This window comes from Mesorhizobium sp. CA13 (assembly GCF_020165235.1).
In the GTDB taxonomy this organism is placed as follows: domain Bacteria; phylum Pseudomonadota; class Alphaproteobacteria; order Rhizobiales; family Rhizobiaceae; genus Mesorhizobium.
The window spans coordinates 60,896-79,488 of sequence record NZ_JAIUHS010000009.1 but is presented as its reverse complement, the minus strand read 5'-3'; the positions used below and the strand labels follow the sequence as shown (position 1 = coordinate 79,488).

Genomic DNA, 18,593 nt, shown 5'->3' with positions numbered 1-18,593 from the left:
TGGTCCCGGGCGGAAACCGGAAACGCCGCCCTTTTGCTCCTACCAGATCAGGCGGCGCCCTGCCGGCTCTCCATCGAGGCGCGGCGCGCCGATCGGCGCCATTCCACGGCGCCGGCAAGGCCGTGCAGCACCGTCTCCGTGGTTGCCCAGTCGATGCACCCGTCGGTGATGCTCTGGCCGTAGACGAGCGGCTTGCCGGGCACGACATCCTGCCGGCCGGCGACGAGATTGCTCTCGATCATGACGCCGATGATGCGCGTATCCCCCGCCGCGACCTGTCCCGCCACGTCGGCCGCGACCTTGGGCTGGTTCTCCGGCTTCTTGGTTGAGTTGGCATGGCTGACATCGATCATCAGGCGGGGCACGATACCGATGCGGGCGAGTTCGACCGATGCGGCTTCGACGCTTGCCGCATCGTAATTGGGCTGGACGCCGCCGCGCAGGATGACATGGCAATCCTCGTTTCCGGTCGTTGCCGCGATGGCGCTGCGTCCGCCCTTGGTCACCGCCATGAAATGATGCGGTTGCGCGGCGGACTTCACCGCCTCGGCGGCAATCCTGAGATTGCCGTCGGTGCCGTTCTTGAAGCCGACCGGGCAGGACAGGCCCGATGCCAATTCCCGGTGGATCTGGCTCTCCGTGGTGCGTGCGCCGATGGCGCCCCAGGCGACAAGGTCGGCAATATATTGCGGCGTCGTCATGTCGAGGAATTCCGTTGCCGCCGGCAGGCCGAGATTGTTGACGGCGGACAGCACGTTGCGTGCCATCCGCAGCCCCTTGTCGATGTTGAAGCTGCCGTCGAGGTCGGGGTCGTTGATCAGGCCTTTCCAGCCGACCGTCGTGCGCGGCTTTTCGAAATAGACCCGCATCACGATCTCGAGCCGGTCGGACAGAGCCTCGCGCAGCGCCGCCAGACGGCTGGCATAGTCAACGGCCGCGACCGGATCGTGGATGGAACAAGGGCCGACGATGACAACAAGTCGGTCGTCAGCCCCCGTCAGGATTGAGTGGATGGTGTTGCGCGAGGCGGCAACGGTGCGCGTCGCCGTGAGTGAGCGCGGTATCTCCCGCATCACCTCTTCCGGCGTGCTCAGCAGTCTCAGTTCCTTGACCCGAAGGTCGTCTGTGGTGGTCAACACGGCTTCCTGCTCCTCTTTGATTTAGAGAAGACCTGCCGGCTGAAACAAAAAAGCCGCCAGGTCTGGCGGCTTGTCGGACTGTTTGCTGCAATCTTCAGATTGAGCGCAATCCTCCCGCCGCCAGCGAGCTGCTAAAGTACCAATAGGTGGCGGTCAGGTGGATCATGCGGCTCATATAGTCGAAGCGGCGGCCTTTGTCACGTACCCTGATGAGAGCCATTTCAGGATATGCCGAACCCCCGCGACGCGGTGGGCCTTTCGGCGATGTTATGCCGCTATTCCGGCGACGCCCCGGCGACGCTCTGGTCGTAGTCGACCAGCGAGCCGGTCATCACGCCGGATTGCGGGCTGACCATGTAGCTGATCAGCCGGGCAAGCTGGTCCGGCTTCACCAACTGCCCCATCGGCTGTGCGGCCTCGGCCTTCTCGAGCCAGTCGTCGGGTGCGTCATGCCATTTCTTCTGCACGATATCCTCGCCCTCGGTGTCCATCCAGCCGGGCAGCACGGCGTTGCAGCGGATGCGATTGAAGCGATAGGCGTTGGCGACATTCTTGGTCAACGTCATCAGCGCGCCCTTGCTGGTCGAATAGGGCGTCAGGAACGACTGACCGGTATGCGCCGACATCGACAGCACGTTGACGATCGATCCGGGGGCCTTTTTCTCAAGCAGATGCGTCACCACGCCCTGCATCAGGAAGAATGGGCCTCGCACATTGGTGTCGAAGATGGTGTCGAAGAGCTCCTCGCTGGTCTCCACCAGCGAGCCGCGTGCCGACGTGGCGGCGGCGTTGACCAGCGCATTGATGGTGCCGAAATGCGAAAGCGCGGTGGCGACGGCGCGCTTGCAATCGGCCACCTTGGAGACGTCCGCGCTGATGAAGATAGCATCGACGCCCGACTTCTTGAGCGTGGCGACAGCCTTGTCGCCCTTCTCCTGCGAGCGGCCGATCAGCGCCAGCGCCCGGCAGCCTTCTTCCGCCAATGCCTCGGCGACCGCGAAGCCTATGCCTTGTGCGCCGCCGGTGACGATGGCGCGCGTTTGTGAATTGCGACCGGCTGATGCGCTCATCGCTCTGCTCCTGTGCTTTAAGTCGTTACTTGTCGAGGCGGACGGTCTGGCCTGATGTCGCCGATTTCAGCGCCGCATCCGCCAGCCGAAGTGCGATGAGTCCGTCCGTCCCGCTCGGTGCTGCCTTCTTGCCCGAGGTCGCGGCGGCGATGAAGGATGCTATCTCGATGGCATAGGCATCGAGATAGCGGGTCATGAAGAAATCGTGCAGCGGCGGGCGCGTATAGCCCTTCTCATTGGCCAGTTCGATCGACACCGGCCGCTGGTTCTCGGCCGCCACCATGCCTTTCGAGCCATGCACCTCGATGCGCTGGTCGTAGCCATAGGTGGCGCGGCGCGAATTGGAGATGACGGCCTGCTTGCCCGACGCGGTTTCCAGGATGACGCTGACCGAGTCGAAATCGCCGGCCTCGCCGATTTGTTTGTCGACCAGCACCGAGGCATGCGCGCTGACCGCCACCGGCTCTTCGCCGAGCAGGAAGCGTGCCATGTCGAAATCATGGATGGTCATGTCGCGAAAAATGCCGCCGGAGCGCGCGATGTAGTCGATCGGCGGCGCGCCCGGATCGCGCGACGTGATGGTCACCATCTCGACCGTGCCGATGGCGCCGTCATCGATCGCCTTGCGCACCGCGGCGAAATGCGGGTCAAAGCGCCTGTTGAAGCCGACCATCAGCGTCGCCTTGGCCTTCTCGACCACGGCCAGGCACTGCTCGACGCGCTTGACGTCGAGGTCGATCGGTTTCTCGCAGAAGATCGCCTTGCCGGCCCTGGCGAAGCGCTCGATCAGGTCGGCATGGGTGTCCGTCGGCGTGCAGATGACGACCGCGTCGATGTCCCCGGATTTCTCAATGGCATCGATCGTGCGCACCTCGGCACCGTAGGCCGTGGCGAGTTCGCTCGCCGCCTTTTCGAAAGCGTCGGCAACGGCGACCAGTTTGGCCTGCGGATTGGAGCCGACGGCGCGGGCGTGGACCTTGCCGATGCGGCCGGCACCGAGGAGGGCGAAGCGGAGAGTCATGGAAATTTCCTCTGGGATGGTTCGAAGCTGGCGAGGCGCCGGTCATGCGCGCGGCTGATTTTCCGGTCAAGACGAGATCGACGGGGAAGCGATGACCGCCGCCTCCGCGCCCGGCCTAGGCCGCGAGTTCGGCCTCTCCGGTCTTGGCGCCGGTGATGTAGGAAACAATATCGTTTCCGTCGGTGTTCTCCTTGCGCAGATTGGCGACGATGCGGCCGCGCCGGAAGACGACGATGCGGTCGCAAAGGTCGAACACCTGGCGCATGTTATGGCTGATCAGGATCAGCGGCTCGCCATTGTCCTTCAGCGTGCGGATGATGTTCTCGACCTGCGCGGTCTCCTGCACGCCGAGTGCTGCCGTCGGCTCGTCCATGATGATCAGCTTGGAGGCGAAGGTCGCGGTCCTGGCAATCGCCACGCATTGCCGCTGGCCGCCCGACATATGGCGGATGGTGTTCGACAGGTTGGGGATTTTCACCGCCGTGCGCACCAGCGCGGCTTCGGTCGCCTTGCGCATCCCCCGGCGGTCCAGGATCGAAAACGGTCCCAGATTGAACAGTACTTTTTCGCGGCCCAGGAACAGGTTCGACGGCACGTCGAGGTCGTCGGCCAGCGCCAGGTTCTGGAACACGGTCTCGATGCCGGCCTCGCGCGCCTCGATAGGGCCCGAAAAATTGACTTGCTTGCCGTCGAACCAGATCTGGCCGCTGGTCGGTTGCTCGACGGCGGTGATCTGGCGCACGAAAGTCGACTTGCCCGCACCGTTGTCGCCCATGATGGCGACGTGTTCGCCCTTGCGCAGCTCGAAATTCGCGCCTTCCAGCGCCTGCACGCCGCCATAGCGCTTGGTCAGGTTTTCGGTCTTCAGGACGATGTCTGACATGGTCAAGCCCTCAATGCCCGCAGGCGCTGGCGCCACTGGTCGAGAACGACGGCGCCGACGATGATCACGCCCTTGACCATCTCCTGGTAGTAGGCATCGAGGCGCAGGAAGGTGAAGCCGGAGATGATGACGCCGAAGATCAGAGCGCCGATCACCGTGCCGACGATCGAGCCGCGGCCGCCCGACAGCGATACGCCCCCGATGACCGCCATGGCGATGGCGTCGAGTTCGTACATCACGCCCATGCCGGCCTGGGCGGTGAGGTTCTTGGAAGAGAGCACCACCGCGGCGAGCGATGCGAGTATGCCGGCGATGACATAGACCAGGATCTTGTGGTTGGCGATCTTGATGCCGGACATGCGTGCGGCGTCCTCGTTGGAGCCGATGGCGTAGCAATGCTTGCCATATCGTGTGTAGGTCATGATCAGTTGGAACAGCACGGCGAGCGACAGGAAGATGATGACGGGCATCAGGCCTTTGCCGATCGCGGCGAAACTGTCGGTGGGAAACGAGATCGGCTGGCCCTTGGACCACCATTTGGCGATGCCGCGCGCGGTCACCATCATGCCGAGCGTGGCGATGAAGGGCGGAATGCGCGTGTAGGCGATCAGGGCGCCGTTGACCAGGCCGGCAAGCAGCCCGCAGCCGATGGCGACCAGCAGCGGCACGATGACGGGCAGGTCGGTCCAGCCCTGCGCCAGGAACATCGCCTTGGGATTGGGATTGCCGTTGACGGTCGCCACCTGCGCGAAGCTCATGGCGATCATCGCGGTGGCGCCGACGATCGAACCCGAGGACAGGTCGATGCCGCCCGATATGATCACCTGCGTCACGCCGATGGCGATGATGCCGACGATCGACACTTGCAGGATGATGATCTGCAGCCGCGCCTCGTTGAAGAGGCCGCCGACATTGCTGCGGGTGTTGAACAGGAAGCTGTCGCCGAGAAAGACACGGCCGATCAATTCGAAGATGACGACAAGAATGACGAGCGCCAGGAAGACGTTGAATTCCGCCGGCCATATGCGCTTCTTCGCATCATAGCTGACCCCGCCGACGCCATGAGATGTCTGTGCCAATCGTCTATCCTCCGTCAGCCACGGTCGCCCCTGGCGCCTGAAAAGCGCTGAGAGGTGGGGCGGCGCCCGGTCTTTTGAGCGCCGCCCCGGGGGTGAACCGTTCCGCCGCTCAGTTCTTCTTCAGGAACTTGTCGATGTTGGCCGGCGTCACCAGTTGGAAGGGCACGTAGACCTTGTGTTCGACCTTCTCGCCCTTGGACAGTTTCAGTGCCGCGTCGAGCGCACCGGCGCCCTGGCCGGCCGCGTCCTGGAACACGGTGACGTCGAGGTCGCCTGCCTGCATGGCCGCAAGCGCGTCCTGCGTGGCGTCGACGCCGCCAACGACAACCGTCTTCATGTCGATATTGGCGGCCTTCATCGCCTGGATGGCGCCGATGGCGCTTTCGTCATTGTTGGCGATGACGCCGTCGAACGGCTTGCCGGTCGACAGCCAGTTGGTCATCAGGTTCTGGGCCTCGTCGCGGTTCCAGTTCGACGTCTGCTTGTCGATGATCTTGATGAAGCTGCAATCCGGCGTCGCGATCACCTCTTCGATGTCCTTGGTGCGCTGCACGGCCGCCTGGTTGGAAAGCTCGCCCATGATCACATAGACATTGGCTTCCTTCTTGCCGGCTTCCTTGAACAGGCGGCAGGCTTCCTTGGTTTCAAGCGTGCCGGAATCGGCCTCGTTCGAAGCGACGAAGGCCTGGTTGTCAGGCAGCGTGTCGACATTGACAGGTTCGCGGTTGACATAGACCAGCGGGATCTTGGCGGCGGCCGCGGCATCCGACATCGCCTGCGTGGCAGAGGTGTCGACCGGATTGACGATGATGGCGTCGACGCCCGATGCGGCGAAGTTCTTGATCTGGTCGAGCTGTTTGGCGACGTCGTTCTGCGCGTCCTCGACCTGCAGCTCCACGCCGCTCATGCCCTTGGCCTGCTCGATCATGCCGTTGCGCAGCACGGTCAGGAAATTGTCGTCGAACTTGGCCATCGACACGCCGATCTTGGCGGCCATGGCGGACGAACTCATCAGCGCCGCGAAGGCAACGCCCAAAATTATTTTCTTCATTGTATCTCTCCTCCACTTTGGGTGTCCGGTCGCACCGATCTATCCGGAATCCCCGGTCTCCCCGGGGAATCTCTCCCTGATATCATTTCGTCCCAGGGCGGTTCATCACCGGCTGGACCGCCGAACTGCCTGCCCCGAACCAGATGTTCTCGGAACGAAAGAACCAAAATGTACAGCCAGTGAAATATTTATTCCATTTCGGAACGGGGCGTCAAGGGAGATTCCGAATCCGGGCGTGCGATTTTCGGCCGTCTCTGATGGATTCTATCATTTCAGGCGGCCAGTTTGCGGCAGACCGGGCTGCCCGGGCATTTTATCGTTTCATGGAAACGCTCTACCTCCGTCCTGACGCGACCTGGACGGAAAACCGCTGCACGCATTCCTGAAATGGCTTCAGATGTTTTCCGGCAAATAGATGTCGAAGGGGAGGAACGTCTGGCCCGGCGCATTGGCCGCGCCGGTTTCGATGGCATGCGCCATCCGATCGACGAGCTCGCGACAGAGCGCGGCAAGGGGCGTCGAGATCACCATCGTCAGGATGTTGTCGGCAAGCGCGGCGCGCGATTCGGCTGATATCTCGTTGCAGACGACCACCGGCATGTCGGCGGGCTTCGCTGTCCGCAGCGCCGAGACGGCGCCTTCCATGCCGCCGCCGGCGACGTAGCAGCCGACAAGATCCGGATATCGCGCCAGAAGATCGATCATCGCATCATGGGTCACTTGGTTGGCCTCCAGATTGACCAGCGTCTCAAGCACGTTGAAGTCCGGCGCATGCTCGCGAAAGAAGGAGCGGAAACCGATCTCACGCAGCTCATGGCCGTGGAAGCGATGGCTGCCGACAAAAAGGGCGACCTTGCCGGGCTTCCTCGCAGCCTTCGAGATCATCCAGGCGGCGGTGCGGCCGACCTTGCGGTTGTCGAGGCCGACATAGCCCTCGCGGATGCCGGCAGCGAAGTCGGACAGCAGGGAGAAGACCGGCTGCCCCCTGGCCTTTAGCGCCTCCACGACCGCCGTCAGCGTCGGATGGTCAGGGCCGACCACGGCGATGGCCCGCGATTTCGCCGCCAGCCTGCGCATCTGGGCGGCGATCTCATCGGGGGCCAGGGAAGTGGCGAAATCGATGGTTGCGACGCCACGGAAGCGCTGCGATTGTGCCACCGCCAGTTCGAGTTCCCGCGCGAAATCGCCATAGAAAACGTCATTGCCCCGAAGCAGCAGAAAGCCCAGTCGATACTCGGGCAATTCCTGACGCATGCGCTGTTTGATCAGCCCCGCCGCGTGATAGCCGATCTCGGTCGCGGCATCATAGACGCGGCGCGCCGTTTCCTCGCGCACCGGCAGGCGGCTGTTGAGCACGCGGTCCACCGTGGCGACGCTGACGCCGGAGATGCGCGCCAGATCGGTGATCGTCGGCCGTTTCGTCATGTCTGTCCTCATTTGACTGCGCGTCTTTCCTACATCTTGATGATAGGAAATGATAGAAACTATCTTTATGACGTTGAGTCTATCATGAGCTAGCGTTATTTTCAGCCTCGAAGTCAGGAAATGTCGGGCATTCGCGTGGCGGATGCCTTTGCCGAGGAGGCAACCATGCATGCTGCGCCGTCCCGGCGTGACTACAGCCTGATCGGCCGCGACGCCAGGCTGGCCGTCGAGACCGGCCTGTCGGCGGCCGAATGGTATCACACCGACATTCCCCGCAAGCAGATGAAGGAGCTGATGCAGCGCTCCGACGCGCCCGCGATCCGCGACACGGCGATCTGGATCGCCGCGCTCATCGTCAGCGGCGCCGGCGGTGCCTGGTTCTGGGGCACCTGGTGGTGCGTGCCGTTCTTCTTCGCCTATGGCGTGCTCTACGGCTCGTCCACCGATTCCCGCTGGCACGAATGCGGCCACGGCACGGCCTTCCGCACGCAGTGGATGAATGATGTGGTCTATCAGGTCGCCTGCTTCATGATCATGCGCAACCCGGTGACCTGGCGCTGGAGCCACACGCGCCATCACACCGACACCATCATCGTCGGCCGCGATCCGGAAATCTCGGTCATGCGGCCGCCCGACCTGGTGCGCGCCATCCTCGGCTTTGTCGGCGTGCTCGACGCCTGGCATGCGATGTCAGACATGCTGCGCAACGCCGCCGGCAACATCAGCGCGGCCGAAAAGACCTTTATTCCCGAGCAGGAACAGCCGAAGGCGATCCGCATCGCCCGCATCTGGACCGCGATCTATGCCGCAACCATCGCGCTGGCGCTCTATACCGGCTCGTTCCTGCCCTTGATGCTGGTCGGCCTGCCCAGGCTCTATGGCGCCTGGCACCACGTCATGGTCGGCCTGCTGCAGCATGGCGGCCTTGCCGACAACGTCACCGACCATCGGCTGAACAGCCGCACCGTCTACATGAACCCGGTCAGCCGTTTCATCTATTGGAACATGAACTACCACGTCGAGCATCATATGTTCCCGATGGTGCCTTACCATGCGCTGCCGAAGCTGCATGAACTGATCAAGCACGATTTGCCGGCCCCGACGCCGTCGATCCTGGCCGGCTATCGCGAGATGCTTCCTGTCTTCTGGCGCCAGTTGCGCAACGAGGATTATTTCCTCAAGCGCGAGCTGCCGCCGACGGCCAGGCCGTACCGCGAAGATCTGCACAACGACAATGCTGCCTTCAACGCCGCGGCGGAGTGACAGCCGCCCGTGAGGCGCCATCGGGAAATTTTGCGGGAGAATGTATGAGCGACTGGGTCGAGGCCTGTGCCGTGGGAGACATCGACGAGGAAGACGTGATGCGGTTCGATCACGGCGGCCGCAGCTACGCCATCTATCGCAGCCCCGATGACGAGTATTTCGCCACCGACGGCCTGTGTACGCATGAAAAGGTGCATCTCGCCGACGGGCTTGTCATGGACGACATCATCGAATGCCCCAAGCACAATGGCCGCTTCAACTACAAGACAGGCCAGGCCAAAGGCGCGCCGGCCTGCGTCAATCTCAGGACCTATCCGGTCAAGGTCGACGCCGGCAGCATCCTCGTTCAGATCGGATGACCGGCATGGCGCGGGGAATGGTTGTCATCGGCGCTGGCGAATGCGGCGGCCGGGCAGCGCTTGCATTGCGGGATCTCGGCTATGAGGGACCGGTGACGCTGGTCGGCGACGAGCCGCATCTGCCCTATGAACGGCCGCCTCTGTCCAAGGACGCAATGGCCGGCGGCGCGCCCGAGATCAGGGCGATCGCAAGCGATGAGATCCTCGCCGAAAAGTCGATCCGGCATATCCATTCCGTTCAGGCTTCAGCGATCGATCGCGCCGCGCATACTGTGCGCCTGTCGGACGGTTCGGTTCTGCCCTACGACAAGCTGCTGCTGGCGACCGGCTCGACGCCCCGCAAACTGTCGATGCCTGGCCTTGGCGGGCGCTGCGTCTACCTCCGCACCTTCGCCGATGCGCTGGCCATCCGCGCCCACCTCAAGGCGGGTAACCGCATTGCCGTCATCGGCGGCGGCTTCATCGGGCTCGAGCTCGCGGCGGCGGCCCGCAAGCTCGGTGCTGCGGTCACCGTCATCGAGGCGCAGCCGCGTATCCTGATGCGCGGTGTACCGGCCGAGATCGCCAAGGTCGTCCATGAAGCCCACGTCGCCGAAGGCGTCGACATAGCGTGCGGCGAAGGCATTGCCTCGATCGCCGACGACGGCAGGCAAGTGCGCATCGCGCTTGCCGGCGGCCGCGAAATAGCCGCCGATCTCGCCATCATCGGCATCGGCGCCGTGCCGGTGACGGCGCTTGCCGCCGAAGCAGGACTGGCCATCGACAACGGCATATCGGTCGACGCTGAACTGCGCAGCACCGACCCCGACATCTTCGCTGCCGGCGACTGCTGCTCGTTCCCGCTTGCCGTCTATGGCGGCCGCCGCGTGCGGCTGGAGGCCTGGCGCAATGCGCAGGAGCAGGGCGCGCTGGCGGCAAGAAACATGCTGGGCGCCGCAGAGGCACATGCGGCGGTGCCGTGGTTCTGGTCGGATCAGTATGGCCTGTCCCTGCAGATCGCGGGGCTCTCCGACGAGGGCCGCAGCACGGTGCGCCGCGATCTCGGCGAGGGCGCCTTCATCCTCTTTCACCTTGCCGAGGACGGCAGGCTGGTGGCCGCCAGCGGCATCGGCCCCGGCAATGCCGTCGCCCGCGACATCCGGTTGGCTGAAATGCTGATCGGCAAACGGGCGAGGCCGGCGCCGGAAGCGCTCGGTTCGCAGGCGGTGAAATTGAAATCGCTGCTGGCGGCGTAGGACGCAACGGCAACTGTCAGGGTCTGCGGCGCAGGCGTTGGCAAATCAACGTCAGCGCGCCTGAGCTCCCTAAAACAGCGCCTTCAGCTCCGGCAGTTTGTCATTGACCAGCCAGCCGTAATAATTCTCTTCCGGCAGCTTCACAGGCTCGCCGGCGGCGCTGCGCTTGTCGTTCTCCGCCTTCAGCGCATAGGCGCGTTGCTCGGGATTGCCGACATTGTAGAGCGTGGCGGTGAGGCCCGGATTGCCCGAAATGTCGAAGCCGGCGATGCTCTTATAGGCGTCGATCGATTTCCGGATCGTCGCGGCAACGTAGGGCAGCGTGAGGTCGGGATCCATGATGGTCTTGTAGACCGCATTGGGATCGCCGACGTCGAGCTTCGGCAGGCCGGAAACCTTGTGCACGAGATCGCTCATCTGGAGCGCGGTCAGCGGATTGAGCTGGCCGAGACCAAAGGTCTGGCCGGCATAGTAGGGCTGGAAGAAAGTGGCGCCGAAGCGGTCGTTGGGGAAATCCTCGCCGCCGACGGTCTTGCCGCGAAATGAACGGTTCCACACCTGCTCGCGGCATTCCCACAAATCGTAACTGTCGGACATCCCAGTGCATTTCCTGAATTCCGGCCGCTGCACGAAATCCGTGATGTCCTCGCCGTCATAGGCGAAGGACAGCTTGCTGGAGAGATAGGAGATCGCCTTGACGTAGTAGGTCTGCAGCCGGTCGTAGGCGTCGACATTGTAGGTGTGCTCGCCGACGATAGCGCCGACAATGTGCATTGGATCGATGCCGTAGACGCTTGCCGCCTTCTTGATCTTGCCGCGCAGGTCGGCGTCGTTCTGCAGCAGCGCATAGACCTTGCGGTACTTCGCCTGGAACGTGGTGTTGGTGGCCTGCGTGCGCCGGCTTGAGGCTCCCGGAATGCCGGGCTGCTCGGCATTGCGGTTCCCCGGCGGCACCATGGTCGCCGCGTCGGCGCCGAACATCGTTGCCGCCAGCGTCAAGCCGAGAATGACCAGGATCAGTTTTTTCATGCGCCCGCCGCCTAGAGAATTGCCGCGCAAACTAGGTAAAGCTCTTGGTCGAGTCGAGAGCGGCCCTGCGCTCGGCAGAACGAAAGGTGGCCGAATGATACCATCCGGCCACACATGATCCATTCGCCCGACAGGCGCCGGAACGATCCGGCGCGCGCCTGCTCAAAGAATGAAGCGCGACAGATCGGTGTTCCTCGACAGGTCGCCGACATGTTTCTCCACATAGGCGGCATCGATGGTCACCGCAGTGCCGTTGCGGTCCGGCGCATCGTAGGAGATATCGTCCAGCACGCGCTCCATTACCGTCTGCAACCGCCTTGCGCCGATATTCTCGACGCTGGCGTTGAGATCAACGGCGATGCCGGCGAGCGAATCGATGGCGTCGTCGGTGAAGGTCAGGTCGACGCCTTCGGTCTTCATCAGCGCGATATATTGCTTGATGAGGCTCGCTTCCGTCTCGGTCAGGATGCGGACGAAATCCTCTTTCTCCAGCGCGCGCAATTCGACGCGGATCGGCAGGCGGCCCTGCAGCTCTGGCAACAGGTCGGACGGCTTCGAGACGTGGAACGCACCCGATGCGATGAACAGGATGTGATCCGTCTTCAACGGCCCATATTTGGTCGCCACCGTCGTGCCCTCGACCAGCGGCAGCAGGTCGCGCTGCACGCCCTCACGCGAAGGCCCGCCCGAAATATCCGACCGGGCCGCGATCTTGTCGATCTCGTCGAGGAAGACGATGCCGTCATTTTCCGCAGCGTCCAGCGCCCGGCGCACCACCTCGTCCTGGTCGAGCAGCTTGTCGGACTCGTCGTTGACCAGCAGGTCGTAGGATTCCTTCACCGTCGTCTTGCGCAATTTGGTCTTCTTGCCGCCCATCGCCTTCGACAGCATGTCGTTGATGTTGAGCACGCCGATATTGGCGCCCGGCATGCCGGGAATCTCGAAGCCGGGCATGCCGCCATTGCCGGTATCGGCTACTTCGATCTCGATCTCCTTGTCGTCGAGTTCGCCCTCGCGCAGCTTCTTGCGGAAGGAATCGCGCGTGGCAGGGCTGGCGGTCTTGCCGACCAGCGCCTCCAGCACGCGTTCCTCGGCGTTGACATGGGCGCGCGCCTTGACGTCCTCGCGCATCTTCTCGCGCACCAGGCCGATGGCGACCTCGACGAGGTCGCGCACGATCTGCTCGACATCGCGGCCGACATAGCCGACCTCGGTAAACTTGGTTGCCTCGACCTTGACGAAGGGCGCGCCGGCCAGCCGCGCCAGGCGGCGCGAGATTTCGGTCTTGCCGACGCCGGTCGGCCCGATCATGAGAATGTTCTTCGGCATCACTTCTTCGCGCATCTGCCCTTCCAGCTGCTGGCGGCGCCAGCGGTTGCGCAAGGCGATGGCCACGGCGCGCTTGGCGTCCTTCTGGCCGATGATGAAACGGTCGAGTTCCGAAACGATTTCGCGGGGAGAAAATGTGCTCATATCACTAAATTCCACTTTGCCACTGCTTGATGGCCTCGAACGGATGCAGCAGCATGATCACGTTGAGTGTCAGATTGTCCCGGATAAGGTAGCCGGTGCCCAGTTCGAAGAGGATGGCGAGGCTGACGATCACCCATATAGGTAGCCTTCGCGCCATCACAAATCCCAGCACCATGGCCAGTGTGTCCGACACCGAATTGATGATGCTGTCGCCGTAATAGTCGAGCGAGATGGTGCCGGCGCGGTAGCGCTCTATGATGAACGGGCTGTTCTCGATCAGCTCCCAGCCGCCCTCGATGAAGACGGCGAAAGCCAGCCGCAAGCCGACCGGCGAACGCGGAAACAGGAACCTTGCCAGCGCATAGAACAGGAAGCCGTGGATGATGTGCGAGAACGTGTACCAGTCCGATATATGCTGGGAATTCTCGGAACTGTTCACCACGCCGTGCCAAAGTTTGACATAACCGCAGGTGCAGATCGGCGGGTGCCCCATGCCGTAGAGGGCTCCGGCCTGGAAGATGACCAGGCCAAGGACGAGCAGGAGTCCCATGCGCCAGCTGTCTTCATAGGCCGAGAGCGTTCTGTCCTCGCCGACTGCGTTCATCCGTCAGTTCCCTGTTTCCGTGTCGCCCGCTTGCGTCTCGTGCGCATCGATAGCCATCAGCACGACATCGCCATATCTGGATTGCCGGCGATCGATTGCCCGGAATCCCGCCTTTTCATAGGCGCGGATGGCGCGGCCATTGGATGGGTCGGGATCGATGATGACACGCGACACGCCCTCCTCGAACAACTGCTCGATGAACTGGCGCACGATCGCCGAGCCATGGCCGATGCCGACCAGCTCCGGTCGGCCGATCGACAGGTCGATGCCGAGCGTCCCGAATGGCTGGTCGGCATAGGGATGGTCGTCCTCCAGATGCGGATCGTAGCTCTGCAGATAGGCGATCGGCTTGCCGTCGAGTTCAACGATCAGCGGCTCGACCGAAATCGAATCGATATGATTGCGAATCTCGGCGATTTCCGTCTCGGTGTCGTCCCACCACTCAGCGATATGCGGCTCGGCGAGCCAGCCGGCGATCATTGGCAGGTCTTTCGTGGTCACCGGCCGAAAATCATAGCTATCGTCTTGTTTGGCCATGATCTCTTACGCGGTTCTTTGGATCAGGATCATGGCCGGCCGGTCAGCCGGCATCGAGCGTTTCGACGACGAAATTGTTGTTGGTGTAGACGCAGATGTCGGATGCGATCTGCATCGCCTTTCGCGCGATCTCCTCGGCGTCCTTGTCTGTGTCCATCAGGGCGCGGGCCGCAGCCAACGCATAGTTGCCGCCTGAACCGATGGCCATGACGCCATGCTCGGGCTCGAGCACGTCGCCGGTGCCGGTCAGCGCCAGCGAGACCGACTTGTCGGCCACCAGCATCATCGCTTCCAGCCGGCGCAGATAGCGGTCGGTGCGCCAGTCTTTGGCGAGTTCCACGCAGGCGCGCGTCAACTGGTCGGGATATTGTTCGAGCTTGGCTTCGAGCCGCTCCAGAAGCGTGAAGGCGTCGGCGGTCGCGCCGGCGAAACCGGCGATCACGTTGCCGCCCTTGCCGATGCGGCGCACTTTCCTGGCGTTGCCCTTCATGATGGTCTGGCCAAGGCTGACCTGGCCGTCGCCGGCGATCACCACCTTGTTGCCCTTGCGCACCGTCACGATGGTCGTGGCGTGCATGGTCAGTTCATTGGACATTTGCTGCTCCGATTCGCGTCATCCCTAAAAGGCGATTGGCGCGGTACGAGTGACTTTGATCGGCCCATATGTATGCATGGGGGCGGTGATTGCAAACGCTCGATACCGGCCTGGATGGCAACTGGCAATCGCCGGATCATGCTGCTAGAAGGCTTTCGTTTTCAAACAGGCGAACGCCTGAAGCGCTTAAACTCACGGACAAGGACAAGGCCATGCCGCCCCGTTCCGCCGAAATCAGCCGCAAGACCAGGGAAACCGACATTGCCGTGTCGGTCCATGTCGACGGCTCCGGCAAATCGGACATCGTGACCGGCGTCGGCTTCTTCGACCATATGCTCGACCAGCTTTCGCGCCATTCGCTGATCGACATGACCGTTCGGGCCAAGGGCGACCTGCACATAGACGACCACCACACGGTCGAGGACACCGGCATCGCGTTCGGCCAGGCGCTGGCCAAGGCGCTGGGCGAGCGGCGCGGCATCATGCGCTATGCCTCGATCGATCTTGCCATGGACGAGACGCTGACGCGCGCGGCGATCGACGTCTCCGGCCGTCCCTTCCTGGTGTGGAACGTTTCGTTTTCCTCGCCCAAGATCGGCACCTTCGACACCGAACTCGTGCGCGAGTTCTTCCAGGCGCTGGCGCAAAACGCCGGCATCACGCTGCATGTCACCAATCACTATGGCGCCAACAATCACCACATCGCGGAAACCTGTTTCAAGGCGGTGGCGCGTGCGCTGCGGGCGGCGCTGGAACGCGATCCGCGCCAGCCGGACGCTGTTCCCTCCACCAAGGGGTCTTTGAAGGGATAGCGTCATGGCCAGCTATGTCGTGATGGAACCGCCCGGCCTTGGCGAAAAGGCCGATGCGACGGCCCTTGTCCGCGACGGCTTCACCTGGCTCGGCCTGCTGGTGCCGCCGCTGTGGTTCGCCTGGCATCGGCTGTGGATCGAAGCTGCACTCACCTTCATTGTCATGGCGGTGCTTTCGGTGCTTGGCGAAAGGCTCGGTCTTGGGTGGGCCGGCTCGCTGCTGTCCCTGCTGGTCTCGCTCTATGTCGGCCTGGAAGGGCAGGCGCTGCGCATAGCGGCGCTCCGCCGCCGCGGCTGGCGCGAATGGGGGGTGGTCGAAGCCGGTTGGCTCGATGATGCCGATGCGCGCTTTGCCCTGGAGGCCGAGCGGCATGCGGATGAAGCCGAGCCCGCGCCGCGCCTGGTGCCGGACGCAGCCCTGGCGCGCCCGGCGCAGCCGGGCATGGCGCTTGGGCTGACCCACATTCCAGGAAGACGCTGACATGCGCGTTGCGATCATCGATTACGGCTCGGGCAATTTGCGCTCGGCCACCAAGGCCTTCGAGCGCGCAGCGCGCGAGGCGGGCATCGCCGCCGGCATCGACCTGACGGCCGACGCCGAGCGGGTGCGCACGGCCGACCGTATCGTGCTGCCTGGCGTCGGCGCCTATGCCGATTGCGCGGCCGGCCTGCGTGCCGTCCCCGGCATGTGGGAAGCTGTCGAGGAAGTCGCCATCGCCAAGGGACGTCCATTCCTCGGCATCTGCGTCGGCATGCAGCTGATGTCTCAGCGCGGTCTCGAAAAGACGATCACCGATGGCTTTGGCTGGATATCAGGTGACGTGAAGGAGATCACACCGGCCGATCCGGCACTGAAGATCCCGCAGATCGGCTGGAACACGATCGAGCTGATGCGCAAGCATCCGCTGTTCTCCGGTGTTGCAACCGGGCCAACCGGCCTGCACGCCTATTTCGTCCATTCCTATCATCTCGATGCGCGCAAGCCCGACGAGGTACTGGCGGTCGCCGACTATGGCGGCCCGGTAACGGCGGCCGTCGCCCGCGACAATCTCGTCGGCACGCAGTTCCACCCAGAGAAGAGCCAGGCGCTGGGCCTCGCCCTGATCACCAATTTCCTGCGCTGGAGGCCCTGAGGAGCCATGAGCAAGAAGGGCTATTGGATGGCGATGATCGATGTTCGCGATCCCGATTTGTACAAGCGGTATATCGAGGCGAATGCCATTGCCTTCGCCAAGTACGGCGCGAAATTCGTCGTGCGGGCCGGGCGCCACGAGAGCCCTGAAGGGCCGACCGGCAACCGCCACGTCCTGGTCGAGTTCGAATCCTACGCCAAGGCGTTGGAATGCTATCATTCGCCGGAATATCAGCAGGCCTCGAAATTCCGGCTGGCCGCCTCATCAGGTCATTTCGTCATTGTCGAAGGCGCCTGAAAGAATGATCCTGTTTCCAGCAATCGACCTCAAGGACGGCCAGTGCGTGCGCCTCAAGCACGGCGACATGGCGACCGCGACCATCTACAACGAAGACCCGGCCGCCCAGGCAAAGGCATTTGAAGAGCAAGGCTTCGAATGGCTGCATGTCGTCGACCTCAACGGCGCCTTCCAGGGTCAGAGCGTCAACAGCGCCGCGGTCGGCGCCATCCTCAAGGCGACGAAGAACCCGGTGCAGCTCGGCGGCGGCATCCGCACGCTCGAACAGATCGAGGACTGGCTCGACCGTGGGCTTGCCCGTGTCATCCTGGGCACCGTGGCCGTGCGCGACCCCGACCTGGTCAGGCAGGCTTGCAAGGCCTTTCCAGGCCAGATCGCCGTCGGCATCGACGCCAAGGGCGGCAAGGTAGCGGTCGAGGGCTGGGCCGAGGCGTCGAGCCTCGGCGTCGTTGAACTGGCCAGGAAATTCGAAGGCGTCGGCGTCGCCGCCGTCATCTACACCGACATTGACCGCGATGGCGTGCTGACCGGCATCAACTGGGATTCCACGATCAGCCTCGCCGACGCCGTGTCGATCCCCGTCATCGCGTCGGGCGGCCTCGCCTCGATCGCCGATATCGTGCGCATGACCATGCCCGACGCGCAAAAGCTCGAAGGGGCGATCTCCGGCCGTGCGCTTTACGACGGCCGTATCGATCCGGCCGAAGCATTGGCGGTCCTGAAAGGCGCGCCCCCGGTGGAGATGCGATCTTGAAAGTCTCGATAATCCTGGCCTCCTATGACAGCGGCCATTATCATGGCGGCATGGGCCAGGGGCCGGACGCGCTGATTGCGGGCGGATTGGTCGAAGCCCTGACCATGGCCGGCCACGATGTCGCGGTCGAGGACATCGGCAAGGTCGGCGATGCCCAGGAGCGTGAGATCGCCACCGGTTTCGCTGTCTGCAATGCCGTTTCGGGCGAGGTCCGCATCGCCCGCGACAGGGGACGCTTTCCCATCGTGCTGGCCGGAAACTGCCTGACATCAGCCGGCGCGGTCGCCGGCGAAGGCGCCGACGCGATCATCTGGGCCGACCAGCACGGCGATCTCAACACACCCGACACATCCATATACGGGTTTCTCGACGGCATGGCGCTGGCCACCGTTCTAGGCCTGTGCTGGCGCCCGATGGCGGCGGCCGTCCCCGGTTTCAAGCCTGTCGATCCGTCGCGCTGCGTGCTGGTCAACGCGCGCGATCTCGATCCGGCCGAAAAACAGCTGCTCGACACATTGCCGGTGATCCGCACGGAATGTCCCGGAGCGGCAGAGGCGACCGAGAAACTGAAGGCTGCGGGGGCTCAACGGGCGCACATGCATCTTGATCTTGATGTGCACGATCCCGAGGCGCTGCAAGCCAACCGCTATGTCACGCCGGGCGGCCCTGGCCCGGAACAGTTGCGCCAGGCGGTCTGCGCTATGGCGCTCTCCGTTCCCATATCGGGCATCACCATTTCCGCTTACGATCCGGCCTTCGATGCGCAGGCCAATGTGCCACCGCTCGTCGGCGAATTGCTGAACGATCTCCTGACCACGATCGAGGGCCGTTGAC

21 protein-coding genes are annotated in these 18,593 nt (G+C 63.3%); 9 read left to right on the top strand and 12 right to left on the bottom strand.

All coding sequences use genetic code 11. The features are described 5' to 3' along the window. Window positions 1–47: 47 nt before the first annotated feature. From LB566_RS20295 to LB566_RS20265, 7 genes are all read right to left on the bottom strand, one after another. Entirely contained in the window at window positions 48–1,139 is a 1,092-nt protein-coding gene (locus LB566_RS20295) for a 3-deoxy-7-phosphoheptulonate synthase (protein ID WP_224626128.1), read from the bottom strand. A gap of 275 nt (window positions 1,140–1,414) precedes the next feature. Beyond that, the gene (locus tag LB566_RS20290) at window positions 1,415–2,209 is read right to left on the bottom strand and encodes an SDR family oxidoreductase (protein ID WP_140550450.1); all 795 of its coding nucleotides are present in this window, start codon (window positions 2,207–2,209) and stop codon (window positions 1,415–1,417) included. 25 nt (window positions 2,210–2,234) lie between these two features. Further along, entirely contained in the window at window positions 2,235–3,230 is a 996-nt protein-coding gene (gene iolG, locus LB566_RS20285) for an inositol 2-dehydrogenase (RefSeq protein WP_224626125.1), read from the bottom strand. Between the two features lie 115 nt (window positions 3,231–3,345). Next, the gene (locus tag LB566_RS20280) at window positions 3,346–4,113 is read right to left on the bottom strand and encodes an ATP-binding cassette domain-containing protein (protein ID WP_140491237.1); all 768 of its coding nucleotides are present in this window, start codon (window positions 4,111–4,113) and stop codon (window positions 3,346–3,348) included. 2 nt (window positions 4,114–4,115) lie between these two features. Further along, window positions 4,116–5,192 (bottom strand): ABC transporter permease, encoded by a 1,077-nt coding sequence (locus tag LB566_RS20275; RefSeq protein WP_224626123.1) that lies wholly within the window; start codon window positions 5,190–5,192, stop codon window positions 4,116–4,118. 109 nt (window positions 5,193–5,301) lie between these two features. Further along, on the bottom strand, window positions 5,302–6,243 hold the full coding sequence (locus tag LB566_RS20270; RefSeq protein ID WP_140550447.1) for a sugar ABC transporter substrate-binding protein: 942 nt from the start codon (window positions 6,241–6,243) through the stop codon (window positions 5,302–5,304). Window positions 6,244–6,636: 393 nt separating this feature from the next. After that, window positions 6,637–7,668, bottom strand: a complete 1,032-nt coding sequence (locus LB566_RS20265; protein WP_224626119.1) for a LacI family DNA-binding transcriptional regulator — start codon at window positions 7,666–7,668, stop codon at window positions 6,637–6,639. Window positions 7,669–7,833: 165 nt separating this feature from the next. Here LB566_RS20265 and LB566_RS20260 point away from each other — a divergent pair, with 165 nt between their 5' ends. From LB566_RS20260 to LB566_RS20250, 3 genes are read left to right on the top strand one after another with little or no spacing between them, the layout of a single operon-like run. Beyond that, window positions 7,834–8,931, top strand: coding sequence for a fatty acid desaturase family protein (locus LB566_RS20260; RefSeq protein ID WP_140550501.1), 1,098 nt, complete (start codon window positions 7,834–7,836; stop codon window positions 8,929–8,931). A gap of 44 nt (window positions 8,932–8,975) precedes the next feature. Continuing rightward, window positions 8,976–9,290 (top strand): MocE family 2Fe-2S type ferredoxin, encoded by a 315-nt coding sequence (locus LB566_RS20255; RefSeq protein WP_224626116.1) that lies wholly within the window; start codon window positions 8,976–8,978, stop codon window positions 9,288–9,290. Further along, window positions 9,287–10,525: an NAD(P)/FAD-dependent oxidoreductase gene (locus tag LB566_RS20250; protein WP_224626113.1), complete on the top strand. Its 1,239-nt coding sequence runs from the start codon at window positions 9,287–9,289 to the stop codon at window positions 10,523–10,525. The genes LB566_RS20255 and LB566_RS20250 overlap by 4 nt, the downstream gene beginning before the upstream one ends. A gap of 69 nt (window positions 10,526–10,594) precedes the next feature. On the opposite strand, the gene LB566_RS20245 is transcribed toward LB566_RS20250, so the two are convergent. From LB566_RS20245 to hslV, 5 genes are all read right to left on the bottom strand, one after another. After that, a complete protein-coding gene (locus LB566_RS20245) occupies window positions 10,595–11,554 on the bottom strand; it encodes a DUF1402 family protein (protein ID WP_224626112.1) in 960 nt (319 codons plus the stop codon). 162 nt (window positions 11,555–11,716) lie between these two features. Beyond that, window positions 11,717–13,027, bottom strand: a complete 1,311-nt coding sequence (gene hslU / locus LB566_RS20240; RefSeq protein WP_140550442.1) for an ATP-dependent protease ATPase subunit HslU — start codon at window positions 13,025–13,027, stop codon at window positions 11,717–11,719. A gap of 4 nt (window positions 13,028–13,031) precedes the next feature. Next, window positions 13,032–13,631, bottom strand: coding sequence for a DUF2585 domain-containing protein (locus tag LB566_RS20235; protein ID WP_224626109.1), 600 nt, complete (start codon window positions 13,629–13,631; stop codon window positions 13,032–13,034). A 3-nt stretch (window positions 13,632–13,634) separates the two neighbouring features. Then, entirely contained in the window at window positions 13,635–14,168 is a 534-nt protein-coding gene (locus LB566_RS20230) for a GNAT family N-acetyltransferase (RefSeq protein ID WP_224626107.1), read from the bottom strand. Between the two features lie 43 nt (window positions 14,169–14,211). Then, on the bottom strand, window positions 14,212–14,763 hold the full coding sequence (gene hslV, locus LB566_RS20225; RefSeq protein WP_140531019.1) for an ATP-dependent protease subunit HslV: 552 nt from the start codon (window positions 14,761–14,763) through the stop codon (window positions 14,212–14,214). A gap of 212 nt (window positions 14,764–14,975) precedes the next feature. Between hslV and hisB the strand changes: the two genes are divergently transcribed. The 6 genes from hisB to LB566_RS20195 are packed head-to-tail and all read left to right on the top strand — an operon-like array spanning window position 14,976 to window position 18,592. Further along, on the top strand, window positions 14,976–15,575 hold the full coding sequence (gene hisB, locus LB566_RS20220; RefSeq protein ID WP_224626104.1) for an imidazoleglycerol-phosphate dehydratase HisB: 600 nt from the start codon (window positions 14,976–14,978) through the stop codon (window positions 15,573–15,575). 4 nt (window positions 15,576–15,579) lie between these two features. Further along, the gene (locus tag LB566_RS20215) at window positions 15,580–16,056 is read left to right on the top strand and encodes a DUF2628 domain-containing protein (protein WP_224626102.1); all 477 of its coding nucleotides are present in this window, start codon (window positions 15,580–15,582) and stop codon (window positions 16,054–16,056) included. 1 nt (window position 16,057) lies between these two features. After that, complete coding sequence (gene hisH, locus LB566_RS20210; RefSeq protein ID WP_224626100.1) at window positions 16,058–16,708, top strand: imidazole glycerol phosphate synthase subunit HisH; 651 nt, start codon at window positions 16,058–16,060, stop codon at window positions 16,706–16,708. A gap of 6 nt (window positions 16,709–16,714) precedes the next feature. After that, the gene (locus tag LB566_RS20205) at window positions 16,715–17,005 is read left to right on the top strand and encodes a DUF1330 domain-containing protein (RefSeq protein WP_224626098.1); all 291 of its coding nucleotides are present in this window, start codon (window positions 16,715–16,717) and stop codon (window positions 17,003–17,005) included. 4 nt (window positions 17,006–17,009) lie between these two features. Beyond that, window positions 17,010–17,759 (top strand): 1-(5-phosphoribosyl)-5-[(5-phosphoribosylamino)methylideneamino]imidazole-4-carboxamide isomerase, encoded by a 750-nt coding sequence (gene hisA / locus LB566_RS20200; protein WP_224626088.1) that lies wholly within the window; start codon window positions 17,010–17,012, stop codon window positions 17,757–17,759. Beyond that, window positions 17,756–18,592, top strand: coding sequence for an arginase family protein (locus LB566_RS20195; RefSeq protein ID WP_224626077.1), 837 nt, complete (start codon window positions 17,756–17,758; stop codon window positions 18,590–18,592). The genes hisA and LB566_RS20195 overlap by 4 nt, the downstream gene beginning before the upstream one ends. Window position 18,593: the final 1 nt, after the last annotated feature.